12 protein-coding genes are annotated in these 14,621 nt (G+C 55.0%); 6 read left to right on the top strand and 6 right to left on the bottom strand.

The features are described 5' to 3' along the window. Nucleotides 1-304: 304 nt before the first annotated feature. Nucleotides 305-2,092, top strand: a complete 1,788-nt coding sequence (locus tag MTX78_RS01610; RefSeq protein WP_243799309.1) for a PA14 domain-containing protein — start codon at nt 305-307, stop codon at nt 2,090-2,092. A 109-nt stretch (nt 2,093-2,201) separates the two neighbouring features. Here the strand turns inward: MTX78_RS01610 and MTX78_RS01615 are convergent, their stop codons facing one another. Next, nucleotides 2,202-2,918, bottom strand: coding sequence for a head GIN domain-containing protein (locus tag MTX78_RS01615; protein WP_243799311.1), 717 nt, complete (start codon nt 2,916-2,918; stop codon nt 2,202-2,204). 459 nt (nt 2,919-3,377) lie between these two features. Between MTX78_RS01615 and MTX78_RS01620 the strand changes: the two genes are divergently transcribed. Further along, nucleotides 3,378-3,860, top strand: coding sequence for a nuclear transport factor 2 family protein (locus tag MTX78_RS01620; protein ID WP_243799313.1), 483 nt, complete (start codon nt 3,378-3,380; stop codon nt 3,858-3,860). Nucleotides 3,861-3,909: 49 nt separating this feature from the next. On the opposite strand, the gene MTX78_RS01625 is transcribed toward MTX78_RS01620, so the two are convergent. The 3 genes from MTX78_RS01625 to MTX78_RS01635 all read right to left on the bottom strand — a co-directional run bounded on the left by MTX78_RS01625 (nt 3,910) and on the right by MTX78_RS01635 (nt 9,085). Further along, a complete protein-coding gene (locus tag MTX78_RS01625) occupies nt 3,910-5,250 on the bottom strand; it encodes a phosphatase PAP2 family protein (protein WP_243799314.1) in 1,341 nt (446 codons plus the stop codon). Between the two features lie 134 nt (nt 5,251-5,384). After that, nucleotides 5,385-7,151 carry a hypothetical protein gene (locus MTX78_RS01630; RefSeq protein WP_243799316.1) on the bottom strand — a complete coding sequence of 589 codons (1,767 nt, stop codon included), beginning with the start codon at nt 7,149-7,151 and terminating at the stop codon, nt 5,385-5,387. Nucleotides 7,152-7,633: 482 nt separating this feature from the next. Next, nucleotides 7,634-9,085, bottom strand: a complete 1,452-nt coding sequence (locus tag MTX78_RS01635) for an ArnT family glycosyltransferase (RefSeq protein ID WP_243799317.1) — start codon at nt 9,083-9,085, stop codon at nt 7,634-7,636. A gap of 779 nt (nt 9,086-9,864) precedes the next feature. Between MTX78_RS01635 and MTX78_RS01640 the strand changes: the two genes are divergently transcribed. From MTX78_RS01640 to arfB, 3 genes are all read left to right on the top strand, one after another. After that, the gene (locus MTX78_RS01640) at nt 9,865-10,293 is read left to right on the top strand and encodes a hypothetical protein (RefSeq protein WP_243799319.1); all 429 of its coding nucleotides are present in this window, start codon (nt 9,865-9,867) and stop codon (nt 10,291-10,293) included. Between the two features lie 100 nt (nt 10,294-10,393). Further along, nucleotides 10,394-11,152: a PA2169 family four-helix-bundle protein gene (locus tag MTX78_RS01645; RefSeq protein ID WP_243799320.1), complete on the top strand. Its 759-nt coding sequence runs from the start codon at nt 10,394-10,396 to the stop codon at nt 11,150-11,152. A 192-nt stretch (nt 11,153-11,344) separates the two neighbouring features. Further along, nucleotides 11,345-11,752 (top strand): alternative ribosome rescue aminoacyl-tRNA hydrolase ArfB, encoded by a 408-nt coding sequence (arfB, locus tag MTX78_RS01650; RefSeq protein ID WP_243799322.1) that lies wholly within the window; start codon nt 11,345-11,347, stop codon nt 11,750-11,752. Nucleotides 11,753-11,786: 34 nt separating this feature from the next. Here arfB and MTX78_RS01655 read toward each other — a convergent pair whose 3' ends face one another. Next, entirely contained in the window at nt 11,787-12,524 is a 738-nt protein-coding gene (locus MTX78_RS01655) for a hypothetical protein (protein WP_243799324.1), read from the bottom strand. 111 nt (nt 12,525-12,635) lie between these two features. After that, nucleotides 12,636-13,547 (bottom strand): magnesium transporter CorA family protein, encoded by a 912-nt coding sequence (locus MTX78_RS01660; RefSeq protein WP_243799325.1) that lies wholly within the window; start codon nt 13,545-13,547, stop codon nt 12,636-12,638. 385 nt (nt 13,548-13,932) lie between these two features. Between MTX78_RS01660 and MTX78_RS01665 the strand changes: the two genes are divergently transcribed. Next, a complete protein-coding gene (locus MTX78_RS01665; RefSeq protein WP_243799327.1) occupies nt 13,933-14,538 on the top strand; it encodes a DUF4142 domain-containing protein in 606 nt (201 codons plus the stop codon). Nucleotides 14,539-14,621: the final 83 nt, after the last annotated feature.

Consider the following 14,621-nt stretch of genomic DNA (forward strand, 5'->3'; position numbering starts at 1 on the left):
TTATTTTCCTTAAATAACTTTTATTTTTCGATGCCTAGAGTAGAACTTTTCCTAGTGGAAAGTTGCTGCAACCTGCTGCTTTGTTCCCTCAAAAAGTTGATTCATTATCATATTTAATTGTTTTAAACAGTGTTAGCCTAAAACAGCGAAGGGGACTCTACCCACATATGTTATATAACTTTGCTGATTTTATATTAAAATTCGGATTTGAATTGTCGTAAATAAGATAGAAATTATGCAACTGAATACGGATACTACACGTTTGTCAGCATCACTCGCCCCGAGTACATTCAACACCCACGATATGAAAAAACTGTCTACTCTCTCTCGTACATATTTTAGGACAATAACTTTTCTGGTTGTGGTGCTGAGCGTATTGTCCGTTAGCAATGCCTTAGGGCAGTCCACGGCCTGTGTGGGCCTCGATCCGGCGGGTAATCCAGCAACCTCTGGTTTGTACGCCGAGTACTACACCGGGTACTTTCAAGACAACCAGCGCTTCTTCTCAACCACCCAGCCCGGCCTGGCCCGGGTGGATGGTCAAGTCAATTTCCCGTCTATCACCAGCTTTGGCGACATTATGTCCATAGCGGGTGTTGCTGGTTCGGGCTACAACAATCCCGATATGTTCAGTGTGCGCCAACGGGGCAGCCTGCGCATCAACACGGCCGGTACCTATACCTTCTACTTCACCACCGACGATGCCGCGTATTTGTGGCTAGACAATGCGGCGGCCAACCCGAACCCTACTGCCGGTAGCTCCCTGCTGAACAACGGGGGAATCCACATCATACAGACGGTGCAAAAAGCCGTGTACCTAACAGCCGGCCTGCACAACCTGCTGATTCATTACGGGGATAGCACCATTGAAAACGTACTGATATTGGAGTACGAAAACCGCAGCGCGGGCATAACCCGGCAAGTGGTACCAGCAAGCCAGTTTTGCACCGGAACGCAGCCGATACGCAACTTGCCGTCGGCTCTGAACTACACGCCGGCCATCCAAACGGTGCCAGCCGGTACTACTGCTACGTCGGTCGTGCCTACGGTCACGAGCGCCACCACCCCGCGGTATGTAGTAGCAAATGCCAGCAGCCTGCCCAGCGGCCTCACCATCGACCCCAACACCGGGCAACTTAGCGTGAGTGCAGCCGTGGAGGTGGGTACGTACGTGGTCAACGTAGCCGTAACGAATGCTGAAGGAGCAGTAACGTTTGATGGTGCCTACACCTTCATTGTAGCAGCAGCAGCACCGAATGCCTGCGCGGGCACCCGGCCCGATGGTGGCCCGGCTACCGGTGGCCTCTTTGCCGAGTACTATGCGGGCTACTTCAATGATGATCCGGCCTTTTTCACGGCCAAAACTCCTAGCTTCAACCGGCTGGACACCCAACTGAACTTCACCACCGACAACGGCTGGGGTAACCTTGCCACGGTGGCCACATTCCCCGCATCCAACCCCGCCAACCCCGATGCCTTTAGTGCTCGGTACCGGGGGCGTATTCTTGTGGAGAAGGCCGGCAAATACACGTTCTATCTGACCGCCGACGATGGGGCCCGCCTCTGGCTCGATGATGCCGCTGTGCAGGCTTCGGTGAGCAACAAAAACGCTTTCATCGACAACGGAGGGCAGCACCCAGTGAAAATGGTGTCGGCAACCGTAACGCTGGCGGCTGGCCCCCACGATCTGCTGCTGCACTACGGTGACGCAACCAGCGACAACCGGTTGATTTTAGAGTACTCCAGCACCGATGCCGGCATCGAGCGCCAGGTGATACCCGCTTCCGCGTTCTGCTCGTCGGTTAGCCCTACGCGGCAGCCAGTGGTGCCCATCAAAGGCAGCAAGGATTTACTGACGGTGTCGCCTAACCCCAACTCGGGCAAATTCATCGTCCACATCGAGCAAAACCAGCCAGCTTCCGGCCAACTGCACCTGATTGATGTGAGCGGACGCTTGTGCTTTAAACTCGACGTAGAAGGTGCGGCAAAGCAAGAAGTGAACGTCTCGCTGCCCGACCTGCCCGTGGGTATGTACCTCTTGCGGCTGATAACGGCCGATGGCACATCGATGTTTAAGGTATCTGTGCAGTAAGACCAGCAGGGACTGACGTAAATAGAGGGGGTGGCCAAAGTTCAGGCGGCGCTAACAGCACCAACCGAACTCTGGCCACCCCCTCCGTTTTGCTGGCGTGGATGCAGGGTTACTCTTGGCGTACCCGGCCGCTGCCGGCAGTCGAGCTGCTGACTTTCGCGCCGCCGGTTACGTACACGTTGCCGGAGCCGGCAATGCTGGCTTGCAGCGTTTCGGTGGCCTGCACGCGGCAGTTGCCAGAGCCGCTGATGTGAACCTTGCAGTTTTCGGTGCGCATTTTGGGGGCCTGCACACCGCCCGAACCACTAATTCTGATGTCTTGGCGCGGCACGGAGCCCCCATTGATGCTGATGTCGCCGGAGCCGGAGATGGTAGTTTCTAGGTCGTCGGCTTGCACTTGCGCTAGCTCCATGTTGCCGGAGCCGCTCACGGTGAGGTCCAGGTCCTGGGCCTTCAAGCCCGCCGCCGCTTTCATTTTGCCGGAGCCACTCACGGTCAGGGCGCTGATGGTGGGCACAGTTACGTACACCGTCACGGGACCTTTGAACTTGTAGTTCGACCAGCTCATGCCTTTCTCCTGCTTGGTGCCAATGCGCAGCCGGTCGCCGCTGACGCTGGTTTCGAGGTGGGAGAGGTCTTCAGCTTCGGCATCTACCACCACTTTCTGTGGGCTGCCCTGCACCAGTATTACGGTAGCAGAGCCCGCCAATGCCACTTGGTTGAAACTCGCTACTTCACGCGTTTCGCGGCCAGCCGTGGCAGCAAAACCCGACAGCAACAGCGCGCCGGCAAGAACAGGAGAAAGATAAGAGCGCAACGTTTTCATGGCAAAGGATAGTTAGAAGTGAGGTGTCTGTATGAAAGATGTTCGCTCGCGCCGAACCGTTGCCTGCGCCTGAAAATCACCAAGATAAATCTGGGCATACTAGCTTCTGGTGGCACCGAGTTCCTTACCTCGGAGCCAGGTTTCGGTAGCTGAACTCTGCACGCGTGGTGCTGTATGTAGCCGGGGCCCCCGAGTGGTCATGGCTTCTAGGGGCAGCCTGGTTAGGTGGCCCGTTCGGTTCGTCTGGATTCCACTTTGCGTCCATTGGCCTTGCCGCGCTGCAGGAAGTAACTGAAACGGGTTTTGCGCCTGCTTTCCAGGAAGCTGCTACTGCACAGCCAGCACAAGCAGGGGCCAGTTACAAACAATGCCTGCCCTAGATGCGGCGGGCATTGTTTTTTGTGCAGCTTTAGGTTTCCGTTGTGGCCGAGCTTCGGCTACCTGTTATGCCGCCTTGCCATGCACCCACACGACCACCTCGTGCACCGTTTCTACCAAGCCTTTCAACGCCGCGACTATGCGGGAATGGCTGCCTGCTACCACCCCGAGGCCACGTTCGAAGACGCTGTTTTTCAATTACAAGGACCCGCAATAGGCAAGATGTGGCGCATGCTTTGCGAGCGAGGTAAAGACATGCGCTTAGCTTACAACGACATTCAAGCCGACGAGCAACGCGGTAGTGCCACCTGGGATGCCCACTACACCTTCTCTCAAACGGGCTGCAAAGTGCACAACCACGTGCAAGCCAGCTTCACGTTTCAAGATGGCCTCATCCGCACTCACCACGACCAGTTTAGCTTCTGGCGCTGGTCGCGGCAGGCGCTGGGGCCGGTAGGCTGGTTGCTGGGCTGGTCGGGGTTTTTGCAGAACAAGGTGCGCAAATCAGCGGCCGAAGGCTTGGCCAGCTACCGAGCTACCGCCAACGGAACAGCCGGCAGCTAGGCGGCTTCACTGCGTTCTGGCGACCCTGAAAACCACCGCACACCCGCTCTTAGCGCTTGGCCAGCTTGGTAGGTGCATCAGCACCATCCTGGCGCGCCCATCTCACCACTTCAGCGCCCACTTTCTCGCCCATTTCCAGCCCCACCGTATTGTCGATGCGGAAATGAACGCCGGCTTCAAAGCGTGATTCAGCGGCTTCTACGGCTTGCTGCTGGAAGAATTTCGCGTCCTCCGGAAACAAATAGCACAGCACCTTCGCCCGCGCATTAGAGGTGGTGGCGTGCCCAGATGGGTAGCCCGGATGGGGTGGGGTGCCCGGCAGCACGGGCACGTAAGTAGGGTCGTACTGGTTGGGCCGAATGTACCAATAGGTGTACTTGGTGTCCCAGCAGGCAATGCTAGCATCGTTTGCTGCCACGCTGAGCAGCGCGTACACACGGGCGGCGCGAGGAGCATTCAAGTGAAGGTCGGTTTCGAAGAGCTTACGGTCGACTAGGCTGCTCCATAAGTCGCTGTCGCCCCACCGGAATGCGCGGTACATGGAAGCGGGGGTGCGTTTGAAGTTTTTGAGTTCCTGCATGTCGGCGGTGGGGTCTGGCGGAGGGCCGGGCCGAAACTGCTTAGCCGAGGTCAGTACCATGGGGCGCCAATGGCCCCGCATAGGCGCCAAGGGTGGCCTATCGTCGTGCCAGAGACCGGCTTGCGTGGGCACGCTGCCTTTCCAAACGGCGTCGCAGCTATCCGTTTTGGCTTGAGCAATAACGGCGGCGGCTACGTGCTGGCCCAGGGCCATGCCGGCCTCTACGTCGCTTGGGTACGCCACGCCAGCCAGCAGCCGCGACTGGCCCGCCGCCACCGCCAACTGCTGGATTGAGTCGGCTTTAGTAGGGAACAAATACGCTAGTATAGCCCCGGCAGCCCCGGCCGCCACCGCATGTTCCGACGGATAAGAAGGCGAATCGGGACTAGCCACATACGCCGCCACTTGCTTGTATTTGGTAGCAGGCCGGGGCCGTTGGTACGCGTATTTGGTGTTCCAGGCCGCCACCGTGGCATCATAAATAGCCACATTGAGTAGCATCTTGTTGCGCCACCAGTGGGTTGGGTCCGTGCTCAGCGCATCAACTATAGCTTGCCACCGGTAGCCCGGTGCCCCCGCATTCCAGTACCGAATCAGCTGAACGGCGGCAGAGTCGCGCTGCTGGGTTAAGCGCACCAAGGTTTCAACTTCCGCCCGCGTGGCTTTCGCCGATGGCGGCGGCGGCAGCCGGTACGCCGCTCCCGACGGAATTATCCACGTTTTCCACTCGCCCGCGCCGGGTTCTAGTTGGGCGCTGCTTTGCGTAGCCACCAGCCAGCAAAGCGCAAAAACGATAAGCTTCGCATTCATGCGTTTCAGGTGTTTACTTTACCTGAAGGTAGCAACAAGCACTAGCTAGTTACTTGCTACGGGCATCACATAATGATGTGACAACGAGTTGCATAGCCTTGGGCGCTACGCAGGGCATGGCTAGCCAGGCTACTCTAATAGTGCGTGTGGTTGACGACGGTGCTTTTCAAATAGTCTCGGTTTTTCTTGGTGTCTTGGTTGCTGTAGCGGGCCTGGCTGCTACCGTACACTCGCAACCGGCCACGGGCCAGCGTTATCACCTCTTCGGCGCCCTGCCCCATAAAGTCAAACATGTGAAACACGGGGTCGGGGAAGTATAGCTCGCCGGTGCCGGCATCGTTGAGGCGGAATTTGTGCCAGAACAAGTGGGTGGATCCGTCGCCGCGCCAGTTGCCGCGCACGAAATCCGGGTTACCGTTGAGAGGGTTGCCGGGCCACTTCTTGAGCAGAGTGCCGTGGTTGCTGAACCAGTACAGCTGGCTGGACAGGTAGGGCTCACCAATAGTGCGGTTGCCGTAGGTACGGCCCCCTACTACCACCTGCGGGCCGGGCACGCCGCGCAAAAACTGCCCTACTTGTACCTGCTGGCTGTGCTCGGCCGTGTTCTGCCAGATGATCTTGCCCGTCAGCGCCTCGTACACAAACACCCCCGTTTCGCTGTTGGCCGTCACGATGTCGAGCTTGCCGTCGCCGTTTACGTCGCCGAATTTGTAGCTGTCGGCATGGTCGTGGTTGTCGGGTAGCAGGTCGAACCGGTTCCATAGCTGCTGGCCTTTGTTGTCGAGTAGCAGCGAGCCTACCAGCACTTCATCGAGGCCATCTTGGTTCAGGTCGACGGGGTAGATGTAGTGGCCCAGGTTGTCTTTCTTGCGGGTTTCGGTGTGTTTCCAGAGCGGCTTAAGCGCAGGGCTGTAGGCACTGATGGTGATGGTGCCGCCCATGTCGGTGAACACCACCAAGTCGTTGGGGCCGTCGGGGTGCAGCTTGGCCACGGCCAGCCGAAAGTTGTTGTACACGTGGGGGAGGGGCTGCGTCGGCCATGGCGTTTGGCGGCGCACCTTGCCGGTGCGGCCATCGGCTACCACCAAGTATTCCTTGCCTTCCACCTGGCGCCAGTGCACCACTTCGGCTTTGCCGTCCCCATCAAAGTCCCACACCACGCCCGGTGCTTCAAACTCGGAGCGTTCTTTGGTGTACTCGGTGGGAGCTTGGTAGCTCCACAGCTCCCGGCCATTATGGTCGAAGACGTGGGCGGAAAAGTTGGGCTCCAGCACCAAGAAGTCGGTTTTGCCGTCGCCGGTTACGTCACCGAACTTCACGGCATTGGAAACCGGAATGCTGTACTCCTTCAGCAGCTGCACATCCTCCGGCAGTTGGTACGGGCGCATGTCTTCTTCGCGCAGGTTCGGGTTTTTGCTGAGCACCAGCAAGTCGAAAGCGGGGCCGCTGTCGATGCGGGTTATCTTGACGTTGAGGCTGCCCGGCTGCAAGTCAAACGTGCCACCCGCCTGCCAGCTCAGGGGCGCCTGCCCGAAGCTAGCAGCCGTCACCTTATCGTTGAGGGCCACCTTGAAGCTGGTTCCTTTCTCGCCGTGGCTCCGAACAAAGAGGTGGTAGGTGCCCGCCTCTGTCACCTGTACGGTAGTCATCAGGTTGGTTTCCGACTTCAGCACCAGCGCCGTATTGTTGAACACCCACGGCACTTTCAGCGCGTCCGCGTCGGCAATGGTGTTGCCTTTCGGAATCTCCTGCAAAAAGTCGGAGGCCGGTAGCAGCAGCGTGGCTGGCAAGGGCGCCGGACGAGCCGCCGCAGTGGGCTGAGTGGCTGGTAGCGGCTGCGCCCAACTGGGGGGCAGGGCTGCAACCAGGCTAACGGCCAGCAGAAGGATAGAAGTCTTCACAGGATTTGTATAGAAGTGCTTCGGCTGCTTTGTGGTACCATTGCCAGGCGTACGAACACCGTAGAAGTAGCTAGCGTGCTGCCGCAGCACAAAGTCAATGAGGTGGTGGAAACTGATGTGAGTATGCCGCTGCGTGCTGCCTTGTTGCCTGCGCAGTTGTCTGCTTCCTTATTTGCCAACCGCAAACGTGCCGGTGCGGAGAAGCGAGCATACAAGCACTGAACCGGGTGGGATAGACATAGCGAAGAACGGAGGGCTGGTTGTAAGTCAAGTCTAGCGTTTTGCTTGGGGCAAGGCGTCCTGTACTTTCCTGTCAGAGAAAAGCGGTGCAAGCACTTGAAATAAAGAAAGCCGCCTTCCAGCTGGAAAGCGGCTTTTCAAGACCAGTAAGCAGGTTGTTCGCGCAGCTCCCAGGTATAGAGGAGCCCAAAAAGCCAGAGGATTTTACAGCGTTCCTTTGACAGGATAGGGCCTATCGTTAGCTAGTTCTTTAGTTCGAATAATTTAACGTCGATACTTTCTCGTTGGAAACTATCCACGGGTGTACCACCAAGCTCCATAACCTTGTTGGTTAAGGCTGCGCTATGGGAGAACGTGCTTTTGTGATACCACCTTGGGTTGCGGCCAGGATACTCCCCGATGTTATTTTTTAATTTGGGATTTTGGATAACCCAAAGCCTTTTCTTGCCGCTTAAATCACCTATTTGCTGCTGTACTTTAGTATAGTAGTCTTGCTTGTTGGCTGACAAGGACCGTAAATCTTCACCGCCTCTTGCTATATAAGCAAGGGGATAGGCTTCTTTATAATATTTGTACGCGTGGTTCATATTCCAATAGACATATACAGCATCACCTGGCTGATACCTATCGTTCACATACAGGATAGCTTCTCTATTATATTCTTTTTTATATAGCGTAGTTAGAAATACGGTGAACCTAACGGCATTCCAGGTTGGAGGAAATAATAGGAGCAAGAAAAGCACTGATGCTACAATATTTCCTGTGCGCTTGCTAAAAAATTCAGCTGCTTTTTCAGCGCCATAGGCGATTAGAATAATAAAAAGAGGGGATAAAAATAATATAAACCTCTCGTAAAATGGGTAGAGTCTGAAGCTGGAAGCAAGCAACGCTAAGCCTATAGGAAGAGCAAGCAAAAACAGGTGATATCTATTTCTTATAAACAAATAAATTATGCCTACCATTTCCAGTGAAAGTGGAAGAAATGGCATCCGAAATAACGTTTGCATAGCAGAGTAATCCTTGATATCGCCGAACTTGGTTAGTATGCCCAGGTCTCTTTCCAAGATCATGTAGTGGGAATACGCAAGCCAAATCATATCCTTCAACGAGGATGGAGGTAGTGGCATGTACGCACCATATACAACCTCAAAGAAGTTTTTAAGCCAGCCTGAATCTTGATATCTGCTCAAGAAAAAGTAGTAGACAAGAGCAAAGCTGAGCAGCCACGAGACAAAGGGAATCAGGCGAAGGAAGAACTGCTTCCATTCTTTTTGAAGTAGGCTGTTGCAACTCACTACAATGGCTATTCCTGCAAGAACAAATATCGATGAGTAAGAAAACCATAATAGAATGGCGCCACTAATTCCCCATAGTAATAACGAGGATACTTTAAACGACCTGTGATATTTTGTAAATAAGTAGAAAGCCAAGATAGAAGCTAAGAGCTCGGTCCCGTATTGCTTGGCTTCAGTGGAATGGTAGACGAAAGGCTCCCCTAACGCTAGAATTGCCACTGCTAGTATTACAGTCCAAGGTTTCAAAAAATAGCGTGCAACCGGTATGAAAGCAAATAACGAGATAATGCCGCCGAGTAACGAAAATAAACGCAGGGCCATTTCTTGCTTGCCAAAAAGCACTACTGCAAGTTTCGAGGCCCACAAATAACCAAGAGGAGCTTTTTGTTCGTAATCCATGGGTTGAGTAATCAACTCCATGAACCCCATCTTCACAAGATTTACGTTCAAGTATAGCTCGTCTATCCAAAAAGATCTGTTGTCAACGAAATGATATATTCGCAAGAATATTCCTATGGCAACAACCGTTGTTAGAATTTGCTTCTGATTTTCCCGTAATAATTCGAATACAGTAAATTCTTCTCTGCGTTGTCGGATTTTAAATTGTGTAGCGGCTGACATAAAGTGTTAGTAAGTGTGTAGAAGTGAGGAACGAGAGCGAGGTAATGCAAGAAGAGGCAGGCGCTATAAGGCGCTGACGGTACGACGATCAGCAGGAGGTATGCCTCTCACAGTGAGTGAGGACGTATAAGAGAGGCTAGTTGGGCTGACTTGGCTTCAGCTTTTTAGTGATTTGTAGTTGTATAAGACTTATAAACCATAGCCTGCCGTATGCTCATGGCGGCGGGCATATCAATTGCTGATTACAGCAAGAAATGAGGGCGTAAGCTTGCGAGTTGGATGAGTAACCAGGACTATATAAATCTGGTTTTCAATATTATTAATATTCTATGACTTTTTTATATTTAAACTCCTCGTTAGCGTAAATTTTGTTTTATATGGCTATAAAATATAAGGATAAATGCACCTGTAACGCGTATAGGCCATCTTTAGCAGGCCGACAAACACACGAAAAGAGGCTATTTAGCCTGGACAGCAAACGACCTCAACAACCAGAACAATGATGTGGGTGTTGTTCGGGCAACAAGCTTTTGTTCTGTCTGCTTTTCACCTTTGCTATGTCGCTTAAGCTAGTGCTGTTGCTCAATTTCACGTTGGCCATTTACCTCACCGGAGTAATCTGGACGGTGCAGCTCGTGCATTACCCCAGCTTTGCCCAAGTGGCCGCCGATAAGTTCTTGGCTTTTCATCAGCAGCACTCCACGCGCATCAGTTGGGTGGTGATGGGGCCGATGCTGGCCGAGCTGGCGCTGGCCACCTGGCTGGCCTGGCAGGGCCGAGCGGTGGGAGCGGCAGTGTGGTGGGCCTTGGCGCTGGTGCTGGTCGTGTGGGCTGCTACGTTTTTCATTTCTGTGCCCTTTCACAACCGGCTTGCTCAGGGCTACGACTATGTGGCGATTGATGGGTTGGTGCGCACTAACTGGATTCGGACCCTGGCCTGGACCGTGCGTAGCGGGTTGCTGGGGTGGCTGTTATGGAAAATGTAAGCAGGAGCGTAGCAAACAATAATGTAAGCTCGGCCTAACATGCTGAGACCGAATAGCGTAAGGGGTAGAAGATTTTACATCACCCTATCTTCTTACGCTCATGAAACAACCTCAGCAACCGACCTCGCCTGATAACGGCCAGCCCGAAGCACCTACCACCGACAGCCAAGCTTCAACCTCCGAAAACGGCGGTGCCGGCAACCTGCTCAACCAAGCCAAGGACTTGCTAAACCAAGGCAGCGTGCCTGATCTACTCTCGCAATTACCGGATTCGGTAAAGCAACTGCCCAAGACGGTGAAAGGCGCTAGTACCAACGCCCTGTCGAGCATCAACAAACTCAGCACCACGCAGAAAGTGGTTGGCGGAACCTTGTTGGCCGCCGGCCTTGGCTACTTAGCCGTACGGAGCCGCAAGCCTAAGTCAACCGGCCAAGCTGCCACCCTACACGAGTTATTGCTGTTCGTCAACGACCGGATTGAGGGCTACCAGCGTGCCGTAGATGAAAGCCAGGACACCAAACTCCGCGGCTACTACAAGCAGCTCGTAAGCCAGAGCCAGCAGTTCTCCAACCGCCTCAACCAATTCCTGCGCCAACAAGAAGGCGGCGTAGAGAAAGGCAGAACCGTGAAAGGCCGCCTGTATCGTGCCTGGATGGACACCAAGGCGGCCATTACCGGCGCCGACGAAAAGGCCATCTTGGGCTCTAACATCTATGGCGAAGAGTGGGCCCTGAAAGCCTATGAAGACGCCATCAACGACCACACCTTGACCGGGGCAATTCGTTCGGAAGTGGAGCGTCAGTATGCGCAGTCGCAGAACACGTACAAAGAGTTGCAGAAGCTGGACGCCAAGCTCTAAGCAGCTGAAGTTCGCTTACGCATCAGACCCCATCGGGAACAGCACACGTTGTTTGTTCCGGGTGGGGTCTTTGCTGTGGTGCTATCTGTGAGCAGTAATTCAACCTGTAGTTTAGCTGCACGATGGTTTATTTTGTTCGCTCTATCTTCCGGCCGTTGTGCCCTTGTGTTTTGCACCTTCCCGTATTGTTGAATGCTACCTCCCGTTACCGACTTTCTGCCTGAACTACAGTTCCAAACCAGCCGTAGCAGCGGCCCCGGCGGCCAAAACGTAAATAAAGTGGAGTCGCGCGTAGAGTTGCGCTTTCGCCTCCCCGATTCCGAGTTGCTCACCGACGAGCAGAAGCAAACCCTGCTGCAAAGGCTAGCTTCCAAGCTCACCACCGAGGGCGACTTGCTGGTGGTAGCGCAAGAGGACCGAAGCCAGCTCCGCAACCGGGAAATTGCCTTGCGCAAGTTTTACGAGATGCTGCAAAAGGCCTTGCACAAGCCCAAGCCCCGCAAAGCCACCAAGCCCAGCAAAGGAGCCGTGCGGGAGCGTCTGGAGTCCAAGAAAAAGCACGGCGAGAAGAAAGCCAACCGCGGTAAGCTAGACTACTAGACGTAACCATTCCGGGTAGCGGTACACAGACCACTCAATTCAAATCCAGGCCGAACAGCACGCCGAACCAGGGTTTGCGCTGGTACAGCCAGCTGCGGCCATCGGGCCCCAGCAGCTGGTCGGCCCCAATGGCTAGGCCGAGGTTGAAGATGCGGGCATCGTAGATGGCAGCGGCGCCTGCGTGCACCACAAAGCCTTCGTACTCGGCTATGCGGGTTTGCTGGTTGGTTACGTCGGGGTTGATGATGGTAGAACCCAGGCCCGTAAACAAGCCGTAGCCCAAGCCCACCGTTCTGATTTGCGGGGTTTGGTGCCCGTTCAGGAGTTGCTTGCTATTGACGTGGTAGAAATCCAGCCGCCGGCCAAAGTACAGCGCCGCATTGAAGTTGGTATTGAGCTGCACTGGCACTGGGCCTTGTGGGGGCCGGGCTTTAAAGGGAATCGTGAAGACATCCAGGTCGAACTTCCGATCTAGCAGCAGTACGTGGTGCCCGCGGCGAACCGGGTAGCTGAAGTGGCGCGCCGTACCGCTAGCTGGCTGCGACAAGAACAGCAACGAATCGTGCGCCTGCTCGACGTAGAAAGCGCGGTCCTGGCCCACCGCCGCTGCTAGGGCAGGGTCGTTGGTACGAAAGAACTGGTAGTCGCCGGGCTCTAGGGTAGGCAACCGGCCAACGGCGGCACACCCCGCAAGCAAGCTGCTAGTTGCCAGCACTGCAAGCCCTGGAAAACACAGCCCACGCTTGCGGCGCACAAAATTGAAATAAGACATAGCAGGCAACCTCGCAAGTAAGCGCTCTATCGGATACGGTGACGTGCGCGGCTACCTCGAGTACTGCCCGAGGAAGTGGCGTTTGCGCCAACCGCAGCAAAGTACGGGGTTCTATATCCAATTTTTGCGTTTAAACCAGGTGTAAATACCAACGGATATAACCACCATGGCCACCATAGCGCCTGGGTAGCCTAGCTTCCAGCCTAGTTCAGGCATGTATTCGAAGTTCATGCCGTACACGCCCGCAATAAAAGTCAGGGGCAGGAAGAAGGCCGAGAAGACCGTGAGTACCCGCATGGTTTCGTTGGTGCGCTGCGACGACAACGACAAGTACAGGTTCATCAAGTTGGTGGCACCCGCATCAAGCTGTTGGTAGAGCGTTTCCACTTTCACTTGCAAATCCTGGGTGTCTTGCAGCAGAATGGCATCGTCGGATACCATTTGCCGCCGGAGCATGGTCAGGATGTCGCGGGTGAGTAGCAGGAGCTGCTTGGCGGCCGAGGCTTTGCGCTTCAGAAAGTACAGACCCTGCAACGCATTGGGCACCTCCCGTTTCAGAAATATCTCCGACTCGTAATCGTCTAGCTCCCGGGTAAGCGTGAGGGCGGGCTGCAGGTAGCTGTTGAGGGCGTAGCGCACCAAATGAATGGCCACTTCCGCGGGCGTGTCGCACTCCTGGCCGGGTGCGCGTGCTATACTTTTCAGGCTGCTCAGCACCGGATGCGGACGCCGATGCACCGTAATCATGTAGTCTTTGGTGTAGAAGATGGCAATCTTGGTGCTCAACTCCTGAATGGTATCGGCCTGCGTGTTTTCGGGGGTGCTGAAAATGCGCAGGATAATGAAGTTCAAGCCATTATTGGTTTCAAACTTAGGTAAGTGGCTTGGCTCTAGGCAGTCGCGCACCAACGAGTCGGGCAGGTCGTACTGCTCGGCCACGGCTTGCAGCTCGGCGGCGCTGGGGCTGGTAATATCAAGCCAGGCAAAGTCGCACTCTTGGCGGGTAAGAAGATTTTCAGTCATAAGCTCGTCAAAGGGAAGGCCGCGCGCACGAGGTGCCCGCTCGTTCCTGGGGTGTACGTTGCCTACATACGGCGTAGCCCTTGCAAAGAGTTAACCCAGTAGTTACTACTGCTTTCCGAGTTGCCGCCCAAAGCCCCCGTAGCCCGGCTGTAGCTGACGTCCAGGGTGCTGCTTGGGCCGAAAAAAGCAGCCGGAACTGCGTGCATGTAGCAGAACTGTGTGCTTGGTTTGCGGTGCTAATGGAGTGTTGAGCTTACCTGCTCAGTAGCAAGCTCGTCCTTTAACCTTCTGTCTGTGTTGACGTTACATTGCTGGTTTGGCCTGTTCGGTAGCTGTTGCAACGCAAGGTCAGGCCTCATGAAACCCACCTTGAAACCCAGACCTTATGAACAAGCTACATCAGGCTACGCCACGCCGGGAATTTCTTACGCATTCAGTGAAAAGCACCGTGGCGCTAGGCGTCGGAATGTCCGCTTTTGCTTCACTGCTCCAATCGTTTACATTCAAAGAAGACGAGGAAAGCGGCTTGCTCCTGCAAGGCGCGGGAGCCATTACCACCGAAGCCCAGTTTCGAGCGGCCATAGCCGGCCCCGTCAATACCTCGATGCTAAGCAGCCAGTTGGCTACCACTCAGGCGTCCAACCAATACGCCAAGCAGTTTGCCGGTTTCGAGTTAGAGGAGACAAAAGGCATGCTGAGTATTCTGAAGGACATGGGTACCACACCTCCGCCCCCAGACGCCAAAGCACAAGCCATGATGACCCAAATGAAAGCGGCGACGGGCGCTGCTTTCGACAAAGCCTACATTGCCGCGCAGCTTCAAACGCACCAGCTGTTGCGCACCCTCACCGAAGGCTACCTCGCCAGCCCGGCCCCCGCCCAAACCAACATGATGGAAAAGCACGGCCGCCACATTGCCACGTTGGCCCTAGCCACCATCAAGGAGCACGTCGCCATTACGCAACGCCTGTCCACAGTAGTAGGCAGCTAACACCACGGCCCGCTACATGGAAAAAGCCGCTGTTCCCATCAGGAGCAGCGGCTTTTTAGGTGGTAAGGCCCGAAAGAAACCAA

It is taken from the genome of Hymenobacter tibetensis (genome assembly GCF_022827545.1).
Taxonomy (GTDB): domain Bacteria; phylum Bacteroidota; class Bacteroidia; order Cytophagales; family Hymenobacteraceae; genus Hymenobacter; species Hymenobacter tibetensis.